Here is a 19,525-nt window from a genome sequence, read left to right as displayed (position 1 = left end):
AGCAGCTATTTTGATATGACCAAGCAGATCGCTCTCATCACGGGTGTTACCGGCCAGGATGGTGCCTATCTGGCCGAGTATCTGCTTTCGCTCGGCTATATCGTGCACGGCATCAAGCGGCGCTCGTCGTCGTTCAACACGGCGCGCGTCGATCATCTGTATCAGGACCCCCATGTCGGCGAGGTTCCGTTCCTGATGCACTATGGCGACATGACGGATTCAACCAATCTGATCCGCCTGGTGCAGCAGATCCGGCCGACCGAGATCTACAATCTCGCCGCCCAAAGCCATGTGGCGGTCAGCTTCGAGAGCCCGGAATACACCGCCAACGCCGATGCGGTCGGCGTGCTTCGGCTGCTGGAAGCGATCCGCATTCTCGGCATGGAAAAGGAGACGCGGTTCTACCAGGCTTCCACGTCCGAGCTCTACGGCCTGGTGCAGGAGATCCCGCAAAAGGAAACTACGCCTTTCTATCCGCGCTCGCCCTACGGCGTCGCCAAGCTCTATGGCTACTGGATCACGGTGAACTACCGCGAAGCCTACGGCATGTTCGCTGCCAACGGCATCCTGTTCAACCATGAGAGCCCGATCCGCGGTGAGACGTTCGTGACCCGCAAGATCACCCGCGGCGTCGCGCGCATCGAGGTCGGTATCGAGGATACGCTCTATCTCGGCAATCTCTCGGCCAAGCGCGACTGGGGGCACGCGCGTGACTATGTCGAGGGCATGCACATGATCCTTCAAGCCGACAAGCCTGACGATTTCGTGCTCGCCACCGGCGAGACGCGCTCGGTACGGGAGATGGTCGAGCTGGCGTTCGCGCAGGTCGGCCGCCGCATCGAATGGCGGGGCGAGGGAGTCGAGGAGACCGGCGTCGACGCGGCGAGCGGCAAGATTGTCGTCAGGGTCGATCCGACCTACTTCCGACCGACCGAGGTCGATCTCCTCATCGGCGACGCCGGCAAGGCGCGTCAGGTGCTCGGCTGGAAGCCGAAGCGGAGTTTCGCCCAGCTCGTCGAGGAGATGATGGCGAGCGACCTTGCCGAGGCGAAACGGGATGCAGCCCATGGCAAGCGTGCCATTTGAGCTGAAGGGCAAAAGTGTTTACGTCGCCGGCCATCGCGGCATGGTCGGCAGTGCGCTCGTGCGCCGGCTCCAACGCGAGGACGTAAGGCTCGTCACAGTGGACAGGCGCGAGGTCGACCTCCGCAACCAGGCGGCCGTGTTCGGCTGGTTCGCGCAGATGCGGCCACAGGTGATCTTCCTCGCCGCCGCCAAGGTCGGCGGCATCGTCGCCAACGATACGCTGCGGGCCGAGTTCATCTACGACAACCTTGCGATCGCCGCGAACGTGATTCACGCCGCGCATCAAAATGGTGCGGAGAAGCTGATGTTTCTCGGCTCGTCCTGCATCTATCCGAAGCTGGCGCCCCAACCGCTCCGCGAAGACTACGTGCTCTCGGGGCCGCTGGAGCCGACCAACGAACCCTATGCGATCGCGAAGATCGCCGGCATCAAGATGGTGGAGGCCTATCGCAGGCAATACGGTTGCGATTTCATCAGCGTGATGCCGACCAATCTCTACGGTCCTGGCGACAATTATCACCCTGAAATGAGTCACGTGGTCGCCGCGTTGATCCGGCGCTTCCACGAGGCGAAGCTCTCGGGCGCGACGAACGTCGTGGTGTGGGGCACCGGCACGCCGCGGCGCGAGTTCCTCTATGTCGACGACATGGCGGATGCCTGTGTGCACTTGATGAAGACGTATTCCGGCGCCGAACTGGTCAACATCGGCACCGGCGAGGACATCACGATCGCCGACTTCGCGCGCGTCGTTGCCGATACGGTCGGATACAGCGGCGGGATCAGTTTCGACACTTCGCGTCCCGACGGTATGCCGCGCAAGCTGCTGGACGTCAGTCGTCTTGCAAGGCTCGGCTGGTGCGCGCAGACGACGCTCGAAGACGGGATACGGCAAGCCTATCAGGCATTCCTGTCGGTTGCCGAGATCAAGGCGACGGAAACGCGGAGGAACGTGTCTAAGGACTAGGCTGAGTCCGCGCCGAATGAGCGGCTGGAGGCTCGTCCGACTTCTTGCTCTCGCTCGCGAATGCGTAAGGAAGCACGAGAGCTGTGCAGACGTAGCCGAGTTGGATGGGAAGCGAAATGGCCAGCAACCACATGACCGCTTGCGTGGCTTCGTCCCCACTCAGAAGGGCGACGGTCACCACAACGACTGCCACGACAAGAATGACGGGAAGAAGGATGATGAAGCGGAATCGGATCCCCAGGATCATCCCGATCACCATTCCTCCAAGAGCCAGCAACGTCACAGAGTTACTCCATTGGACCGCGCCCTGTTCTACATCTCCGTGATCTAACAATGGTTTAAGTCTGACTGAAAATTTGTCGAAATCATTCGCGTCATTGCCGAAAGCTGTATCGAGCTTCTACGAAGCAGAGGACTTGTGCGCACCCGTTAGGCAGGGAGCGCCGCAAGCGCCGTTGACCATGGGTCTGCCGACGGGGGGCAACAGGCGCGGCCGGCTGAGCGAAGAGCCCTTAGCTTCTGGCACAGGAGTCATACGGTTGCTCCGGGGATCCCAGGCCCGACCCGGATCGTCGGATCGGCATCCCGCTTGGCGCCGTGCCTGCTCCGCGATGGTTCTGGAGACAATTGCAAATGAGCCCCGAGTGTTGGTCGGGCAGTGCAGTCGCTCGTCCGACGGAAGCGTTGGCGAGTCCTATTCCGGTATCGAGATCTGCGGCACAGCTTGATCGGCAAGATCTATTTTGTCGCGCGCTCAAGGGAGACCGGCCCTTGAACATTTTTTCAGCGCCGGTGAATCCTCGAGAACCATGATGTCGACACACTGCTCACTCTTGATAGGTGAGGCACGATCCAGGACGCTCCTATGACTGCAACGTTTGTCTCCGCTTCCATTTTTGGCGCTGGCCTCATTCTGGGATTCGCGCTGGGCGCGTGGCGCGTCCAACGGAGAGCTGTGAATTCGTCCAGCCGCACCTCCGGCCGGGCGCCGCGGCCCGCTCCGACCTCGACGTTCGGCCACGCCCGGCGAGCCTTCTAGGCATCGTTCCATTCGCTCTGGGCATCCAGCTTCACACGGAACCCATGGGACATGACGACATGAGTGAGCCCAAGAAGGATGCGCCGCGACGCTATATCGTGGACGGTGGCGGACAGCGCGTGCTGGTCGGTCTGACGATCTCGGAAACGATCGAGTTCGAGGCGCTGGACAAGCCGGACACCCGCCCCGGCGCCGACATGCTCGGCGAGGCGGCGCGTATCCGTCAGGCAAGGCATGGCGAACGTTGGATGGAGCTCTACGTCAAGCACGAGCGCGCCTGGAGTGACTGGATGGCCCAGACGCGTGCGCGGCCGGAGCAGCCGCCGTTGCTCAACTAGACATCGCGGACGTCCATTTCATCCTTCAGACCGTCTCGCGCGTCGGTGGCAACAGGCTGAAAACTCATCACAGCGCAAGCATGCGGCTTCCCTGGATGCTCATCAGGGTGAGGTTGCCGGTTGCATAGGCGCCGGTGTCGATATTGGCGCGGTTGGCCAGCAATTCGGCGCTGCGGACCGGCGTATGACCATGGACGATGTATTTGCCGAACTGCTCCTCGCTGCGCAGGAATTCCTCGCGAATCCAGAGCAGGTCGCGCTCGGTCTGCTCGGCCAGCGGAACGCCGGGACGAACGCCGGCGTGGACGAAAAAGAAGTCTCCGCAACTGAAGCTCAACCGCAGATTGTCCAGGAATTCCAGATGCTCGGTCGGCATCGCGCGAATCAAGTCGCGCAGGATCGATGCCGGCTCGTCGCGCTTGAGATTGGGCGGAGCAAGCCCGTAGGACATCAATGTCTGGGTCCCGCCGAAAGCAATCCAGTCCTCGAACAGTGAAGGATCTTCGAACACCCTCACCAGAAAGGCCTCGTGGTTGCCCTTGAGGAAGACCACATTCCCCCGCCGGCCCCGCTCGACCAGGATGTCGAGGGTGGAACGCGTATCCGGACCGCGATCGATGTAATCGCCCATGAAGACTTCGATGGCATGACGCGGCCGGCTGCGCGCGACGTCGGCGTCGATCACCCGCAGCATGGGCTGGAGCAAATGGGCGCAGCCGTGGATATCCGAGATCGCATAGATGCGGACGCCGTCCGGCAATCGCGGTTTGGGAAGCGACGGCTTGGATCGCGCGAAAGATTTCATGGCGCTCATCGATCGGGTGGTCGGAACATCCCCAAGTCGCCGGCACCGGGAAGCGTCCATCCAACGCGAACAAAGCAAGTTCCGTGGGGCCGCAGGCTCGTTGTCTGTCCCGATCACGCCAAAAGAAGGGCACGGCATTTTTTTGCCGACTTGTTCTTGATGCACTTCAGGAACGAACTTGGTCAACGCGAATTGCATCGCTGGCTCGGAATGTGCGGCAAGTTTGCATCGCTCGTCGCAGATTTTCTCGTACACCCGCAGATAGAAATTCCAAGGAAATTCTCGCGAGTAATCCGCTTGTTGCGCTCGGCAGCAGCAAAGCGGCGCCTCAAAGTTGAGCGGAGAGCGGCTCGCACAACGACGAGCGTGCATTGGATGCGGAACTTGATTCAAAATAGGGCACTCCGTCCGCTCATATGTCAGCACTGTGACGACATTTTCAGCGCGTCGAATTTCGCGACGTCTTTCAACTCGACGCATCATCCGTGCGTCGCAAAAGTTTTCGCGTGCAGCGCCACAATGTCGCTGCGATCGAACAACACTTTCCATGCGGGGGATTGACGGGTCTTCAGCATCACGATGAGCGTCAGACACTCTCTCGATACGCAGAGGTTCGAATGGCTGTTGCAACTTACGGTTCTGAAAGCGCGCATGCGCTGTCATCTGCACGCGGCAGTGCGCTTCAGAGGCCCTTTCAGATCGTCGTCATCGCTGCTGACTTTCTGTTGATCCTGCTGAGTTACGCGGCGGGGGCGTCGCTGTATGGTGCGGCGGTCGCGTCGCCGCCCGAGGGTGCATCGGTGGGCGCCGGATTGTTTGTCGGTGTGGCGTTCGTCGGCATCGCCTATTTCCGGGACGTCTATTCCACGCACCGCCTGCTCAATCTGGTTTGGCAGCTTCGAATGGCGGCGTTTATCTGGCTGACGTCGCTCACGATCCTCGCCGTTGCGGCCTTCCTGCTGAAATCGACCGACAATCTGTCGCGCGGCACCGTCATCGTCTTCGCCCTGATCGGTGGGCTCGGCTTGACCAGCCTGCGCTTCGGCTGGCAGGCCGTGTTCGGCACGAGCTTTGCGAGAAGCCGCTTGGTCGATCGCAAGGTGATCCTGCTCAGCCTGAAACCGCTCGACTTTACCTCGAGCCGCTTCAAGGATTTGCGCAGGAACGGCTTCGACGTCACGCGCCATTTCGTGCTCGGAGAGGACCGGGATGACGGCCAATGGGAGCGGCAGATTCGCGACGTGATCCGTCAGTCGCGCGCGGCCGACGTCGATGAATATCTGCTCGCGATCGACTGGAACGAATTGCCGATGTTGCGCAAGCTCGGGCCATACTTGCGCGCCGTCCCGCAGCCCATTCGCCTGCTGCCGGACGATTCCGTCGCCGACCTGGTGACCCGTCCCTTCCTGCCGGTCAGCGGAACCGTTGCGGTCGAGATCCAGCGGCCGCCGCTCACCATTCTCGAGCGGCTGCAGAAGCGCTGTCTCGACGTCGGCGTCGCTCTGTTCGCGCTCGTGCTGCTGACGCCGCTGCTGCTGACCGTTGCCGTGTTGATCAAGCTGGATTCGCCAGGAACGGTCATATTCCGGCAGTCGCGCCGCGGCTTCAACGGCAGGCCGTTCGAGATCTGGAAGTTTCGGACCATGACGGTCTCCGAGAACGGCGAGACGGTGACTCAGGCGACCAAGAGGGACGCTCGGGTGACCAAGATCGGCCGCTTCCTGCGCATGACCAGCATTGACGAGCTGCCGCAGCTCTGGAACGTGCTGCGTGGAGACATGTCGCTGGTGGGACCGCGCCCGCACGCGCTCGCCCACGACAATTACTACGACGAGCTCATCAGCAAGTATGTCTACCGCCATCACATGAAGCCGGGCCTGACGGGCTGGGCTCAGGTGAACGGATTCAGGGGCGAAACGCCGACGATCGATCTGATGGAAAAGCGGGTCGAGTACGACGTCTGGTACGTCAGCAACTGGAGCATCTGGCTCGACCTGAAGATCATGGTCCGCACGGCTTCGGCGGTGATGTTTCAGGAAGCCTATTAGGCGCTCGATCGCTCAACCTGCCCTGGAGCTTCGGCTCGCGGCCTCAAGTTCCATTTCGCGGGGGTCTGCCGAAGAGCCGCATGATCGCATCGCGCAATGCGAGGAGCGGCGGCACGAGCACGAAGAAGGCGCCCATCGCGACGGAGACGATGACGTGGCGGATCGAGAAGGGCTCGTCCTGCTCGATCCGGCGCTGGCTCGGGTCGATGGGGGCGGCAGAGAGCGTCGTCGCCATGGGCCGGCGGAGCGGCTTGCGTGGCGGAACCACGATCAACACGAACAGAATGTTGAGCAGAACCCAAACAGTTAAAATCGTCAGGATGATCAGCATCCGAGCCTACCGGAAAATAACTGCAAGTATGAGCCGAGATTAGTCTCGGCGAACCGAGAAAGAAAGATGCCTAAAGTTTCGGCATTTTCAGGCAGCAAGGCTCGATTGTCTCGCCTGTTTGCTGGAAGATGGCCCATAAGCGCACTCACTTGGGCGACTACCGTATCCGTCAATCCTTGCTTTTGGCTAGAGCAATAACTGCAAGTTGTGGATTCCGGGTGAATACGGACGCGCGAGCAGTTCCGCCGCGCCGAGCATGATCCGGAGAGGTGCTTTGGCGCGATCTCCGGTCTCGTGCGCCAAGGTGCACGCGATGCCGTTCGGGCGGCAATTCCGCCAGGCAAGAATTAAGGCCCGCTGCCAGATGACAGCGGGCCTCGAGGTCGCTTCAGTCGGCTGGACTTCGCTCTAGAGCATGATCCGGAAAAGCGTGAAGCGGTTTTCCAAGAAGATCATGCTCAAACAAAGAGCTAACGCGCGATGACGATTCAACCCCATCTCATCGCGCTTTAGGCGTGCTCGACGTAATAGCTGTTGTGGTGCTTGCCCTTGTAGGCCTCGATGCGCTTGAGCATCTTCGGATTGGCACGGTTGAGCACGGCACCGAGCAGCTTCTTCTGGAGGATCTCCGACCCGGAAACCGACTCCTGGAGCGCGCTTCGCGTCGTCTGCCCCCATTCGATGACGTAGACCATGGCGTCGATCAGGAGGCTGACGGCCTTGGAGTCCGCCACCGGCATCACCGGAGCGAGATCGATTACGATGTACTCGTAGTGCTCCCTCAGCACCTTGAGCAGCTCGGCCATCGCCTTCGACCCGATGACGTCGGCCGAATTCACCATGCGGGACGCCACGACGGAGGGGAGGAAGTCCAGTCCCGTCTCCTTGCTCCGCTGCACGTGGTAGCCGAGGCTCGCGGGGTCGTTGAGTGCCTCCACGAGCCCGCTCTTGGCGTTGGGCGCAAGCTCCCGCGTCAGCGAGCGCGTGTGCAGGTCGCCGTCGATCAGAACCGTGCGATGGCCCGTGAGCGCGATCAATTGCGCGAAATTCGCGGCGACCGTCGTCTTTCCCTCCTTGGGAAGGGAAGAGACGATGCCGATCACCTTGATCTCGCGGGTCAGGCGCGCAACGTCGATCGAAACCTTGATGTTGCGCAACGTCTCGGCGAACCGCGAGAACGGATGATCGACCACGTAGCGCGATATGTCGGATGCGCCGGTCTTCGCCGCCGGACCGATATCGGGCAGGACGCCGAGGCACTTCACGCCGAGCTCGTCCTCGACCTCGGCGGGGGTCCGCAGCACGTCGCTCAGCAGCTCGCGCGCAAAGGCGACGCCGAAGCCGAGACAGAGGCCGCCGACGAGGCCCCCCACCAGTGCGAGGACCGTGCGCGGCGAGCTCTTGCGATCCGGCTTGGTGGCGGTGCTGATCAGGCGCGCTTCGCTGAGCGGGAAGCTCTGATTCTGCGTCGCGCTCTGCAGCTTCTCGAGGAAGTTGTTGTAGAGATTGCGATAGGTGTCGGCGGCGCTTTCGAGATCGCGCAGCTTGACCTCGGCCTGGCCGGTGTGACCGGCCTGGGCGACGAGCTCCTTCACGTTCTTCTCGAGCGAGGCCTCGCGGCTCTTTGCGATCTCGTAGTCGCTCCGATAGGCGTCGCCGATCCGACGCAGCTCGTCGGCGATGTTCTTGCGCAGCTCCTCCATCTTGTTGGCGAGGTTGACCGTCGCAAGGTGGGTCTTGCCGTAGCGCCTGGACCAGTCGGCGTATTGGGCCTGGATGTCGAGATACTGGGCGCGCAGGCGGGTGATGACCGAGTTGTTGAGCGCGTCCGTCACCGTCGGCTGCGCGAGATCCTGGTCGGAGATCGCCTCGATGCGGTCGAGCCGCGCCTTGGCCTCGGCCGTGGCGGCCCGCGCTTGAACCAGCTGCGTATTCAGATCGGATAGTTGCTGCTCGGACATCAGGCCGCGGCTGGTTCCGACGATGTTGTTCTCGGCCTTGAAGGTCTGCACGGCGCGGTCGCTGGCCGACGCCTGCTCGCTCAGCTCGAGGCTGCGCTGCTGAAGCCACTCGGTGGCCCGCTTGGTGGATTGATATTTGGCTTCGAGCGCGCCGACCAGGTAGGCATTGGCGATGGCGTTGGCGATCTTGGCCGCCTTGTCGGGGGTCCGCGCGCGATAGTTCAGCGACAGCACATAGGTCGTCAGCACGCGCTCCGTCCGCAGGTTCTTCTGGACCTGCTGGACCACCGCATGTTCGATTCGTTCCTGGTTCGGCGGTTCACCAGAGCCGAACAGCGAGGTCACCTTGCCGATGATCAGGGAGAGAAGGCCCGGATTGGAGCCGTTGAACTCCGGATCCTCCGTCAGCTTCAGGCGACGGACGACGGAGAGGATCAGGTCGTCCGAGTTGATGACTTCGACCTGGCTGTCGACGTAACCGGTGTCGATCAGGGCGCTGCTGGCGTTGCTGTCCTTGTCGAGCACCTGCGCCTGACGCGTGTCCATCATGATGCGGGCATTCGCCGTATACATGGGTTGCGCCGTGACCAGATACAGCATTACCAGGGCCAGCGAAGCTCCGACACACGCCGCGACGATCGGCCACTGGCGGCGGAGCACATCGGCCACACGCTCGAAGCTGAGGACTGCCCCGCCGAATTCGATGCCGAATCGGTGCCCCGACTGGAAATGTTCTCTAGGCTGATACATGTGCTAATTCGCTGCCTTTGGGGATCATCGATCAGTTCGGAAGGGGGACAGGCTTGAAGGGATTGGCCAGCTTGGTCTTCCACTCGCCCTCGAGCAGGGCTCTGCCTCGGGGCGGCTGTGCCGGGCCCTTGCTTTGCGATTGCGCCTGGACGCCGGAATTGTCTTCGCCCGCGGCGGCATAACCGGACTGCACGTTGAGATCGCCGATCCGCTGAGCGAAATCCCTGATCTTCCGCGCCGCGTCCGGCTTCGTCGTCGTGCACCGTCCCTCGGCGATCCGCAACGCGGCGCCGATGGCCGAACGATCGCTCGCAGCCGATGCCGAAATGAGCGTCTGAACCGACGGCAGCAAGGACGGATTGGTCGCGATGAGCGTCGCGAGCCGAAACCGCAGCTTTTCCTTGTCGTTGCGCATTCGCTCCAGGAGCGAGGACGGCGATTTCACGAAAGTGTCGAGCTCCAGTTGCGAGGCACGGTCCGAGAATTCGACGCACTGGGCGCGGCAAGCAGCGGCGCTCGAGACGACCAGCGCTAAACCTATCAAGACAGCCGGTAGCCATCGCGGTTGTGCATGACGAAGTTTTAGTCCGCGGCCCATCCGTGTTCCTTGCTTCTGTTGCAATAGGAGAACAGGTGAAACTTGGCAGGTAACTGTGTCATCTTTTTGTGCGGCGCAAAAGCTGAAGCGCGATCGTCGACGACGCAAACGCTGCTCGACATTGCGGCGGTTGCAGAAGCACGATTTGCAATGCCTGCGAGATCGGCAGATCGCGCTCACGAATGTTGCAACTTGAAAACATATCGGGCACTCGCAGGCCGCCGCGTCGCAAAACCGACACAAGTCGCGATGCACGTCGTTGTTCCCTTGCATAGAAAGAAATTTTTGCCGTGGCCTTCACGCGCAGAGATCAATGTCGTGCGCGCCGGACTTCATCGCAACAGCGCCGAATTTCGCGCACACTTTCCACGCAAATACTCGCAATCATCACGGCTGATGAAATTTGCGCCCGAAGCACGCGGTGCCTCAAACAAAAAATGGCGTGAAGTTGGCGCTCGCATGTCCGAATGATCTGCGAGCATTGAAAGTATCGTCGATCGTCATGCATCGCGCGCGAGTCCTGGGATCGCGGAGATTGAACATGCGCGAGACCTGATACACACTGCTGCGGTGCAACAGCTATGGAATGTTGATGTGACGGAGTTGGTTCATCGTGAGAAGGCGCACGTCCTGCCGCTCGACAGCATTCGGGGAATCGCCGCGACATCCGTGGTGATTCACCACCTGCTGCTGATGCCGACGTTCCTCGCGGCGTTCCCGCACAATGCCTGGATCAATTGCTCGTTCTTCAGAAGCGCCTGGCTGCTGGTCGACTTGTTCTTTGTTCTCAGCGGGATCGTCATGTCGCTCAGCTACGTCGAGAGCGACTTCGGACGCTTCTCGCTGCGCGAATTCATGGTGCGGCGCCTGGCGCGGGTCTATCCGCTGCATATCGTCATGCTGGTCGCCAATCTGCTGTTTCGCCTCCTGCGCATCAGCCTGGTCATGGCAGGCGTCATCGTCGCCGCGCCGGCGGCCTTCGAGGTGAACAACGCCTATTCCTTCGTGCTCAACGTTTTTCTGCTGCACTCGGTGGGCTTCATCGACTATCTCAGCTGGAATGCGCCGAGCTGGAGCATCAGCGTCGAATTCTACACGTATCTGGTGTTCGGCCTGATCGTCCTGTTTGCCCAGCGCATGCGCTCGCTGTTGTGGTTCTACGTTCTCTGCGGCATGCTGGCGGTGGCAAGCCTCGTCGTCATCATCTTCGTGCTCGACAAGAGAAGCCTCGGGCTTCAGACCGATTTCGGCATTCTGCGCTGCTTCGTGAGCTTCTTCCTCGGCGTGCTGACGGTGCGGATCGTCGATCGCCTGCCGGCCAGGCCGGGCCCGGCGGTCCAGGGCCTGGTGCAGTTCGCCGCCATGATCGCCAGCGTTGTCCTGGTGAGCCTGGCGGAGACCAATCCTGCTGCGACCTTCCTCGCGCCGGTGACGTTTGCGATCTTCCTCGGCAGCCTGCTCGCCTTTCCCGATGCTACGCTGGTGCCGCGGATGCTGGTGGCGGGGCCGCTGGTCTGGCTCGGACGCCGCTCCTACTCGATCTACATGGTGCACGCGCTCGTGGTGCTGCTGGCCGAGTATTTCGTGCGGGCGGTCGGGACCGGGCGGATCGCCGCCCTCGATTCGGTCTGGGCGGGCCTGCCGGCCACGCTGAATCTCGTGGTCTCGCTTGCCGCCGTGCTCGTGGTTTCGCACTTCACCTATCGCTACATCGAGCTTCCCGGCGGCAGGTGGATGCGGAACGCTCTGGGCAGCCGGACCGACTTCTCCGCTTCTCCGGCGCCATCGGCGCGGCCGACCAACTGAGCCGGACATGACCGTCCTCGCGCTGAACCGGCCGAAAATCACGCTGATCAGCCTCAACATCGAGGCGATCGCCCTCGGTGTCTATCTGATCCGTGACGCCTTCGGCGGCATGATCCGCTACTACACCAGCATCTATCACCTGAATTCGCTGTGGTATCTGCCCGACTTCATTGCGGTCCTGTGCCTCGCCCAGTTCTTCGTGCATTGCGTCCTGCGCAATCGCAGCACCCTCGCCCTGCTGGTGCTCGTGCAGATCATGCTGTCGCTCGTGCTCGGCTATTTCATGCTGGGGACGATGAACGCAGCGATCTCCTCGTTCAAGATGATGTTGCCGGTCTTCGTCGGGTTCTGCTTCTGCGATTCGAGCCTGGGCTCATACCGCAAGCTGCTCTCGGTGATCGCCGTGACCTTCTACCTGTCCGTGATCGGCGTCTTCCTGACGAAATTCTATCTGATGCCCTGGGTCGGCTACAAATACGAGTCCTTCGGCGCCGTACGCGAGGCCGGCCGGCTGTGGTGGGCCTATGGCGGCGACGATCAGCGCCTCATGGGCTTTGCTGCCGACAATACCATGGCCGCCTTCTTCATCCTGGTGTCTTTCGCAATCACCTCCATTCGCAAGAGCACGACGTGGTGCCTCCTGTTCGGCTCCATCGCGATCTATGCCACCAAGCTGACCACGAGCAAGACCACCATGATCGTCCTCGTGCTCTATTTGCTCCTGCTCGTGTTCGTGCGGATGCTGCCGGAAAGGTCGCGCTTCCCCGCCATTCGGGGCATCGCGCAATGGTCTTTCGCTGCGATCTTCGTGCCGTTCTTCATGATCGTGTTCGCTTCCGGCACCGCGGCCGTGCCGCATTCAACCCTCTTCAGCATCGTCGATCGCATCAACAACAGCTGGCAAAAGCCGTTCATCTACATGAGTCAGCTCATGCCGGTCGGCCTCGTGACCGGCTGTGGCGCGGGCTGCTTCAACTATCCGCAGCAGCTGTTCTCGCCGCTCGCGCCGTTCTGGGTGCCGGTCGACAATTTCTACATAGGGACGTACCTGATGTTCGGTCTTCCCTTCGTCGCGTTCATGGTGATGGTGTTCCGGGCGACATTCGGTGCGACCGACGTGTACAAGCTGACGCTGCTCTTCGTCGTCAACCTGTTCACCATCACGGTCTTGAACTACGGCCCGGCCTCCGGCCTGCTGATCATCGCATTGAGCTTCAGCGAAGTGTTCTCGCGGCGTGCGACTTCGACACGGGGGATCGACGCCGTGCCAATCGTGATGCGGCCGCCAGTGCCGCCATTGGAAGGCTTCCGCCCGGATCTGCCGGCGGCGAGCGGAAGCAGGTGAGAACGAATGATGCATAAGCGGCTCGCATTCATCGACACGTTGCGCGGCATTGCCGTGCTGGCGGTCCTGGTCCAGCATGTCTTCGAGGTGATCGTCGAGAAGCATCCGACGGGCGCCTATTACTGGCCGATCCACGACGTGTTCGGCTATTACATGAACTTCGGCCGGTTCGGCGTCGTCCTGTTCTTCTTCGTCAGCGGCTTCGTCATTCCGTTCAGCTTCCCGGACAGCGCCACGCCCGTGCGGGATTTCACGATCAGCCGCTTCTTCCGGCTCTATCCGGCCTATTGGACTTCGCTCGTCGTCGGGCTGGTGGTGATGCAGCTCCTGGATTCAAGGACTTATCCGCTGGGGCAGGTCGCCGCCAACGTGACGATGTTGCAGACCTTCGTGAACGTCCCGAACCTCTGGGTGTTCTACTGGACGCTGGCGATCGAGCTGCTGTTCTATTTCGGATGCACAATTCTCTTTGCGATGGGGCTATTGAACCGGCGCTTCACGGCGGTGACCATCGTCGTTGCCGCTGCGCTGGTCGGAACCACCGCGGCACTCTTCGTCGAGAACAGGGCGGTCTCCTCGGTGATGGAGGTCGGGTTGAACCTGTCGGCGATGTTCCTGGGCAAGATCATCCGCGACACCGTCATTGGCGGCAAGCTGCGGTGGACCCACGTGGCCGTCTGCACGCTTCTGTATGCGATCTTCGCCGCCACCCTGTCCGACCGCCGGTTCGGCGGCGTGTATCACGAGAATTTCTTCTACAGCTATTCGATCGGATCGGCCTACATCTGCGCGGCGCTGGCCTTCATCGGCTTTGCCGTGTTCGGCGAGCGAATGGCCTGGCGCCCGATGGCGTTCGTCGGGGTGATCAGCTATTCGGTCTACCTGATGTCGCCGTTCGTGATCGTCGTCATCCATCGCCTCGCCTGGTTCGGCGACGGCCCGCTGGGATGGTCGATCTTCCTGGTCGTGATCCTGGCGTTGTCGATTCTCGTCAGCTGGATGACCTACGCCTTCATCGAGAAGCCCAGCATTTCCTTCGGGCAGAGGTTCCGCTCGGCGCGAAGAAAGCCGGTCGTTCTCGAGCCGGCCCTCAGCACCCCGGGTGCCGCAGAGTGATCAAGGCACCCCACCAGCCGGGAGCCGCCTATGACGGATCGTTCGTTCCTTCGGTCCAGGGCCTTCGCGCCATCGCGGCGCTGAGCGTGCTGATGGACCATTTCTACGACATGCCGAAGGCAGGCATGTACGACATCCCGAATCCCGGCTTCCTGCCGCCGATCTGGCCCTGGCTGCAATCGGTGATCAATGTCGGCGGGCACGGCGTCGAGCTGTTCTTCATGATCAGCGGATTCCTGATCCCGGCGAGCCTCGTGCGGCACGGTTCGCTGTCGCGGTTTTTCTTCGACCGCGTCCTGCGCATCATGCCGGTGTTCGTCGTCCTGCATCTTGCGCTGTTCGCGATCGGGCCGATCGTGGCCTACAAATTCTTCCGTGGGATCGATCTGACCGGCTATCTCGGGATCTTTGCCGCCAACCTTTTCTTCGTGCAGGACGCGCTCGGCCTGCCCATTGCTCAGCAGAATGCCTGGACATTGACCTATGAGTGGGCGTTCTACATCTGGTTTGCGCTGACATTCTCGATGTGGCGCGCCGGGGGCCGGCTGCTGGCGGCGCCCCTGATCCTGCTCGGCGTGGCTTGCCTGATGCGGTGGCCGATCACCGCGTTCTTCTGCATCGGCATGCTGTTCAGCGCGACCGGATTTCGCATTTCCATTCCCGGACGCCTTGGGCTGCTTGCAGGCCTTCTCTGCGGGGCCGCCCTGTATGCGAGCCTCGTGCTGTTTCACCCGTTCGTGGGGCTCATTCCCGGATTTCTGCTGTTCGGCATGGTGCTCGCCCCGGAATCAGGCCTCGGCAAGGCCCTGAGCACGCCGGCGCTGCAGTATATCGGCAAGATCAGCTACAGCCTCTATCTCGTGCATCCCTTCGTGCTCTTCCCCTTGCAGGTGATCGGCCTGAAGCTGGTCGCCGCCGGCGTCGACCGCTGGCTGCTATGGGCTGCCTTCATCGGGCTCGGGCTGGTGATGTCATTGGTCGCAAGCGCGATTACTTATGAACTGATCGAGGTGAGGTTGAGGCGATTGCTGGACGGCGCGATCCGCGGCATGTTCTTTCGGCCGCAGATCGAGCAATCGGTTTGAGAGATCGCGCTGACGCTCAGCTCACGGTACGCGCGGCGAGCCTCCGATAGGAGCCGAGGAGCTGCTCGGCAATACGATCCCAGTTCAGCAGGCCGGCCGCGGTCTGCCGTGCGCCCTCGGTCAATGTCGCGGCGAGAGTCTTCGAGGTCAGCACGCGTTCGAGTGCGTCGGCCAGTGCCGTGGCATCGCCGGGCGGCACCAGCAGCCCATTGACGCCGTCCGTCACGACATCGGGGATGCCGCCGGTGGCGCTGGCAACGACGGGCCGGGAATTGCCATAGGCGGAGGCAAGCACGCCGCTTTGCGTTGCGTCCTTGTAGGGCAGGGCAACGACGGTGGCGGATTGAAACAGTCGTCCGGTATCAGCGGGCGAGATATAGGCGTTGATGGTCTTGACCGTCGGCATCGCCGCCATTCGCGCGCCGAGCCGGGTCATCTCGGGGCCGCGGCCGGCGACGATCGCTTCATGCGCCACGCCGCGCTGGGCCAACATGTCGATCGCGTCGATGAAGACGTCGAGGCCCTTATAGGCCCACATCCGTCCAAAAAACAGGATGCGCGCGGCTTCCGGCGCGGCGAGAACGCCCTTGGCTGGCGGAACCATGAGCACGCCGTGCATGCTGGAGACCGTTTCGCCCTTGAAGCCGGGTGAAGCCCGGCGAAAATCGGCGATGCAGCTCTCGCCATGCGTCGTGACGACAGAAGCGGCCGCCCGCATGCGGTCGCGCCATGCATCCTCACGTGGCGATGTACCCGAGCCGCCTTCCGAATGCGGAATCGCATCGTGAACCGTCAGCACCAGGGGAATACCGAGCGGACGGAGCAGCTGGATCAGCTTGGAGGTGTAGATCTCCGGAACTTCGTGACAATGAATCACGTCCGGACGAAACGATATTATGTCGTAGAAGGAGGCGGGGATGCCGATCGCGCCGCCACGGCGCAGGCTGAGGTCGCGGATCCGCGTCTCGAAGGGCGCCGCCACGGCGATATCCGCAAGTTCCCATTGCTGATTGGCGTCCTTGCGGTTGAGCACCAGGCGAACGTCGCAATGGTGCGCCAATCCCGCTGCGAGACGATAGGAATATTCCGCAAAATGCGGTGCGTAGATGGCCACACGCAAGCGCCTGGAGCTGCGGAGAGAACGCCGGGGCGGATTCATCAAGGCATCCATTTTGCATCACTTCGCAAAGGTTGATCGGAGTGTAGTCCACGATTTGAACTCACTTCCACTCTAAATCGGAATCGTGACGGCACTCATCTGATTGCCATCACTCCGTCGTAATGTAGCGAGCATGCAGTGCTCCGCCGTGGTCGGAGATGGGCGACGTCGCGGCAGCATCGCATGCCACGCGTCTAGCCTACGATTGTGGTCGGATCTGTCGGAATTGGGTCGAATTGTTGATGAAGGTCACGGGCAAGCAGCATCAGGTCGTGATTGCCTTGTTCTGGTCGCTTGCCCAGAATTGGGGCGGCCGGGCGCTGTCGTTCGTGCTGTTCCTGGTGCTGGCCCGGCTGCTCAGCCCTTCGGATTTCGGCCTTGCCGCGCTCGTCGCCTTCATCCTGCTGCTCTTGAGCTCGATCGCCGAGTTCGGCTTCGGCGATGCGTTGATCCAGCGGCCAACGCTTGAACCTGCCGACGTGACGCTGCCGTTCTTCTGCTCCTTTGCAGCGTCGACGATCCTTGCGGTTCTGATTGCCGTCCTGGCGACGGATATCGAGCGCTGGTTCGACGTGAAGGGGCTCGCGCCGCTGCTCACCGCCGCCAGTCTCTCGCTTCCGATCGGCACCGCGACCCTGTTCCAGGAGGCGCTCTACAAGCGCCAGATGGATTTTCGCGTGCTCGCGGTCAGGACCATGGTCGCGACGGCCATCTCCGGCATCGTGGGCATCGGCTGCGCCTATGCCGGCTTCGGCGCTCTCAGCCTCGTGATCCAGGTGGTCGTCCAGAGCGCCATCAGCGGCTTGTGGCTCTGGAGCCAGCCGCGATGGCTGCCGATGCGTGCCTACGATACCAGGAGCTTTCGCGAGCTCTCCGGCTATAGCGTCCATGTCGTGTCGAACCGGCTGCTGGATTTCGCCATCGTTCGCACCATCGACATGATCATCCTGTCGCTCTACGGCGTCGCTGCCCTCGGCATCTACACGGTCGGGGCCCGGGTCTACATCATCCTGATGCAGCTGCTCACCCAGGCGGTGATGGACGTGGCCTTGAGCGCGTTGTCCAGGATCGCGCACGAGCGCGACCGGATCGCCGGCGCCTACCTGCGCAGCGTCAGTCTCGGAGCGCTGGTCGGATCGCCCGTGTTCGTGCTGCTTGCGGCCATCGCGCCGGAGGTGTCCCTGCTGCTGTTCGGCGCCAAGTGGAGCGGCAGCGAAGCGGTGATGCGGCCGCTGATGCTCGTCGGTGCGATCCAGACCGTGCAATTCGTCAACAGCGCCTATTTCGGCGCGCTGGGCAAGCCGAACTACGTCTTTGCGCTGAACATCATCAAGTTCTGCACGGTCGTGCCCGCGATGTTCCTGCTGCCCTCGCGCGACATCGGCCAGCTGGCGACGATCTTCGCGTTTGCGCAGCTCGTGGTGACCCCCGTGACCTTCGCGCTGGCGCTCCGGCTCCTGGGCCTGAGCTGGAGCCAGTTCCTGCGTCCGATTGCGGGCTGCCTGTGCGCCATCGTCCTCGCCTACGGCGCGGTCGTGCTGTGCCGCGCGGCGACGCCGGACATCAACCCGTATTTGCGGATGGGGCTGCTGTCGTCATGTTTCGGCGCGACCTATCTGATGAGCATCCTGCTGTTGTGGCGGAAGCAGCTCTTCTCCCTGATCGATTTTGTCGTGAAGCGCGGTGCGACCGCCTGAGGAAGACGAGGAGGACGACGTGAAGCAATTGATCCCCGTACCCGTGCGCAGGCAGCTTCGAGGCTGGCTCAACAGCGCGAAGAACACGCCCTTCGCGGTCGATCTGCTCGAATTGCGCAGATGGCAGATCGCCCGCAAGGACGTCGGCGTCAACGCCGCACCGCGCAACAATCCGCGCCGCCTCGTGGTGCTGCCCTCCGATCCCTGGAGCGTTCATCAGTCGCGCGGCGACGAGGCCATGATCGAGGCGGCCGCCGGAGAGATGACGCGGGCCTATCCGGACCTCGAGATCTACATCGTCACCGCCACCCCGGCGGCCAGCGCCGACGTCCGCGCCATGGGCTTCAAGCCGCTCGAGCTCTGGAAGCAGCCGTTTTCCTATGAGACGGTGGCGCAGGAGCTCTCGATCATCCGTCCCGATTTCGGCGTCATCCTGGGCGCCGACGTGCTCGACGGCTATTATTCACCGGTGGACGCCGCGCGCATGCTGCTCGTCGCCGACCTGATGGCGGCGTTCGGCGCCAAGGTCAGCGTGCTCGGCTTCAGCTTCAATTCCCGTCCCGCGAAAGCGCTGAGCGAGGTGTTCCGGCTGATCGATCCGGGCGTGGTCCTCAATCTGCGCGATGCGATATCGCTCCGGCGTTTCGATGACTTCGCCCGGAAGCGTGCCCGGCTCGTCGCCGATGCCGCGTTCATGCTGACGCCGCGAGCGGACACCGGCGCAGTGAAGGCAATCGCGGCCACGATCGCCCGGCAGCGCGCGCAGGGTCGCAAGGTCTTCGTCTTCAACATCCACCCGATGCTGTTCAAGAAGCCGGAGCCGGCCAAGCTGCGGAAGATGATAGAGCTCGCGGCAGCCGCCATGGAGCGTCTGTCGCGGCAGCACAGTGTGAGCTGGGTGCTGCTTGCACATGACTACCGACCCGAGATCGCCGACGACAATTGCCTGCGGCCGCTGGCCGGCCGGCTCGAGCCGACGCTCGGCGAGCGCGTGCACCATGTCGAGCAGACGCTGTCGGCGGGCGAGATCAAGGCCGTCGTCGGGCTGGTCGACGGGGTGATCACCGGCCGCATGCACCTCGCCATTGCGGCGCTCGGACAGGGAACGCCCGTCGCGGCGATCACCTATCAGGACAAGTTCCAGGGCCTGTTCGCGCATTTCGGCATCAGCGAGCAGCTGTTGCTGTCGCCGGCCCAGTTCCTCGACGGCGACAGGTTCGAGCAGTTCGTGGGGCACTTCCTCGGTGCCTACGAGGCCGCCGCCGACCGGGTCCGACAGGCGCTGCCTGATGTCATGGAGCTGTCGCGTGCCAACATCGCACCGTTACTCGGCGACAGCGCGATCCGCATGACGGCGGAGGCCGGCGGCAAGGTGGCCTGAACGCCTTACCAAAGCG

17 protein-coding genes are annotated in these 19,525 nt (G+C 62.2%); 11 read left to right on the top strand and 6 right to left on the bottom strand.

Features of this window, described 5'->3' with window-relative positions; all coding sequences use genetic code 11:
- The first annotated feature begins 15 nt into the window (after nucleotides 1–15).
- Both gmd and fcl read left to right on the top strand, forming a co-directional pair.
- Complete coding sequence (gmd, locus tag BDOA9_RS33290) at nucleotides 16–1,086, top strand: GDP-mannose 4,6-dehydratase (protein WP_025038279.1); 1,071 nt, start codon at nucleotides 16–18, stop codon at nucleotides 1,084–1,086.
- The gene (gene fcl, locus BDOA9_RS33285) at nucleotides 1,067–2,050 is read left to right on the top strand and encodes a GDP-L-fucose synthase (RefSeq protein WP_025038278.1); all 984 of its coding nucleotides are present in this window, start codon (nucleotides 1,067–1,069) and stop codon (nucleotides 2,048–2,050) included. Before gmd ends, fcl begins: the two co-directional genes overlap by 20 nt.
- Here fcl and BDOA9_RS33280 read toward each other — a convergent pair.
- Entirely contained in the window at nucleotides 2,040–2,333 is a 294-nt protein-coding gene (locus tag BDOA9_RS33280; RefSeq protein ID WP_152033574.1) for a hypothetical protein, read from the bottom strand. The two genes, fcl and BDOA9_RS33280, sit on opposite strands and share 11 nt — an antisense overlap.
- Before the next feature lie 815 nt (nucleotides 2,334–3,148).
- Here BDOA9_RS33280 and BDOA9_RS33275 point away from each other — a divergent pair.
- Nucleotides 3,149–3,427 (top strand): hypothetical protein, encoded by a 279-nt coding sequence (locus tag BDOA9_RS33275; RefSeq protein ID WP_025038276.1) that lies wholly within the window; start codon nucleotides 3,149–3,151, stop codon nucleotides 3,425–3,427.
- Nucleotides 3,428–3,494: 67 nt separating this feature from the next.
- Here the strand turns inward: BDOA9_RS33275 and BDOA9_RS33270 are convergent, their stop codons facing one another.
- Nucleotides 3,495–4,232 (bottom strand): metallophosphoesterase family protein, encoded by a 738-nt coding sequence (locus BDOA9_RS33270; protein WP_025038275.1) that lies wholly within the window; start codon nucleotides 4,230–4,232, stop codon nucleotides 3,495–3,497.
- A gap of 617 nt (nucleotides 4,233–4,849) precedes the next feature.
- Here BDOA9_RS33270 and BDOA9_RS33265 point away from each other — a divergent pair.
- Nucleotides 4,850–6,280 carry an undecaprenyl-phosphate glucose phosphotransferase gene (locus tag BDOA9_RS33265; protein WP_025038274.1) on the top strand — a complete coding sequence of 477 codons (1,431 nt, stop codon included), beginning with the start codon at nucleotides 4,850–4,852 and terminating at the stop codon, nucleotides 6,278–6,280.
- Between the two features lie 43 nt (nucleotides 6,281–6,323).
- On the opposite strand, the gene BDOA9_RS33260 is transcribed toward BDOA9_RS33265, so the two are convergent.
- From BDOA9_RS33260 to BDOA9_RS33250, 3 genes are all read right to left on the bottom strand, one after another.
- Complete coding sequence (locus BDOA9_RS33260; RefSeq protein WP_025038273.1) at nucleotides 6,324–6,611, bottom strand: hypothetical protein; 288 nt, start codon at nucleotides 6,609–6,611, stop codon at nucleotides 6,324–6,326.
- Between the two features lie 509 nt (nucleotides 6,612–7,120).
- Nucleotides 7,121–9,322: an AAA family ATPase gene (locus BDOA9_RS33255; RefSeq protein WP_025038272.1), complete on the bottom strand. Its 2,202-nt coding sequence runs from the start codon at nucleotides 9,320–9,322 to the stop codon at nucleotides 7,121–7,123.
- 31 nt (nucleotides 9,323–9,353) lie between these two features.
- Entirely contained in the window at nucleotides 9,354–10,100 is a 747-nt protein-coding gene (locus tag BDOA9_RS33250) for a hypothetical protein (RefSeq protein WP_244521571.1), read from the bottom strand.
- Nucleotides 10,101–10,112: 12 nt separating this feature from the next.
- Here BDOA9_RS33250 and BDOA9_RS38350 point away from each other — a divergent pair, with 12 nt between their 5' ends.
- The 5 genes from BDOA9_RS38350 (at nucleotide 10,113) to BDOA9_RS33230 (ending at nucleotide 15,272) form a co-directional block, all read left to right on the top strand.
- Complete coding sequence (locus BDOA9_RS38350; protein WP_152033573.1) at nucleotides 10,113–10,391, top strand: hypothetical protein; 279 nt, start codon at nucleotides 10,113–10,115, stop codon at nucleotides 10,389–10,391.
- Between the two features lie 123 nt (nucleotides 10,392–10,514).
- On the top strand, nucleotides 10,515–11,726 hold the full coding sequence (locus tag BDOA9_RS33245) for an acyltransferase family protein (RefSeq protein WP_244521570.1): 1,212 nt from the start codon (nucleotides 10,515–10,517) through the stop codon (nucleotides 11,724–11,726).
- A gap of 7 nt (nucleotides 11,727–11,733) precedes the next feature.
- Nucleotides 11,734–13,071, top strand: a complete 1,338-nt coding sequence (locus BDOA9_RS39170) for a hypothetical protein (protein WP_025038269.1) — start codon at nucleotides 11,734–11,736, stop codon at nucleotides 13,069–13,071.
- A gap of 6 nt (nucleotides 13,072–13,077) precedes the next feature.
- Complete coding sequence (locus BDOA9_RS33235) at nucleotides 13,078–14,187, top strand: acyltransferase family protein (protein WP_244521569.1); 1,110 nt, start codon at nucleotides 13,078–13,080, stop codon at nucleotides 14,185–14,187.
- Complete coding sequence (locus tag BDOA9_RS33230) at nucleotides 14,184–15,272, top strand: acyltransferase family protein (protein ID WP_025038267.1); 1,089 nt, start codon at nucleotides 14,184–14,186, stop codon at nucleotides 15,270–15,272. Before BDOA9_RS33235 ends, BDOA9_RS33230 begins: the two co-directional genes overlap by 4 nt.
- 16 nt (nucleotides 15,273–15,288) lie before the next feature.
- Here BDOA9_RS33230 and BDOA9_RS33225 read toward each other — a convergent pair whose 3' ends face one another.
- A complete protein-coding gene (locus tag BDOA9_RS33225) occupies nucleotides 15,289–16,386 on the bottom strand; it encodes a glycosyltransferase family 4 protein (RefSeq protein WP_244521568.1) in 1,098 nt (365 codons plus the stop codon).
- 287 nt (nucleotides 16,387–16,673) lie between these two features.
- On the opposite strand from BDOA9_RS33225, the gene BDOA9_RS33220 reads away from it, so the two are divergent.
- Together BDOA9_RS33220 and BDOA9_RS33215 are read left to right on the top strand one after the other, a co-directional pair.
- A complete protein-coding gene (locus BDOA9_RS33220) occupies nucleotides 16,674–18,128 on the top strand; it encodes a lipopolysaccharide biosynthesis protein (protein ID WP_025038265.1) in 1,455 nt (484 codons plus the stop codon).
- Nucleotides 18,129–18,147: 19 nt separating this feature from the next.
- Nucleotides 18,148–19,509, top strand: coding sequence for a polysaccharide pyruvyl transferase family protein (locus BDOA9_RS33215; RefSeq protein WP_244521567.1), 1,362 nt, complete (start codon nucleotides 18,148–18,150; stop codon nucleotides 19,507–19,509).
- Nucleotides 19,510–19,525: the final 16 nt, after the last annotated feature.

Origin of the sequence: Bradyrhizobium sp. DOA9, from assembly GCF_000617845.2 — a bacterium.
Lineage (GTDB): Bacteria > Pseudomonadota > Alphaproteobacteria > Rhizobiales > Xanthobacteraceae > Bradyrhizobium.
The sequence above is the reverse complement of the archived record's forward strand: the minus strand, read 5'-3'. Positions and strand labels throughout refer to the sequence as shown.

Coding starts and splice junctions, on each gene's coding strand:
- gmd (WP_025038279.1), top strand. CDS start 16: ATGACCAAGCAGATCGCTCTCATCACGGGTGTTACCGGCCAGGATGGT.
- BDOA9_RS33255 (WP_025038272.1), bottom strand. CDS start 9,322: ATGTATCAGCCTAGAGAACATTTCCAGTCGGGGCACCGATTCGGCATC.
- BDOA9_RS33220 (WP_025038265.1), top strand. CDS start 16,674: ATGAAGGTCACGGGCAAGCAGCATCAGGTCGTGATTGCCTTGTTCTGG.
- BDOA9_RS39170 (WP_025038269.1), top strand. CDS start 11,734: ATGACCGTCCTCGCGCTGAACCGGCCGAAAATCACGCTGATCAGCCTC.
- BDOA9_RS33235 (WP_244521569.1), top strand. CDS start 13,078: ATGATGCATAAGCGGCTCGCATTCATCGACACGTTGCGCGGCATTGCC.
- BDOA9_RS33260 (WP_025038273.1), bottom strand. CDS start 6,611: ATGCTGATCATCCTGACGATTTTAACTGTTTGGGTTCTGCTCAACATT.
- BDOA9_RS33275 (WP_025038276.1), top strand. CDS start 3,149: ATGAGTGAGCCCAAGAAGGATGCGCCGCGACGCTATATCGTGGACGGT.
- BDOA9_RS33265 (WP_025038274.1), top strand. CDS start 4,850: ATGGCTGTTGCAACTTACGGTTCTGAAAGCGCGCATGCGCTGTCATCT.
- BDOA9_RS33270 (WP_025038275.1), bottom strand. CDS start 4,232: ATGAAATCTTTCGCGCGATCCAAGCCGTCGCTTCCCAAACCGCGATTG.
- fcl (WP_025038278.1), top strand. CDS start 1,067: ATGGCAAGCGTGCCATTTGAGCTGAAGGGCAAAAGTGTTTACGTCGCC.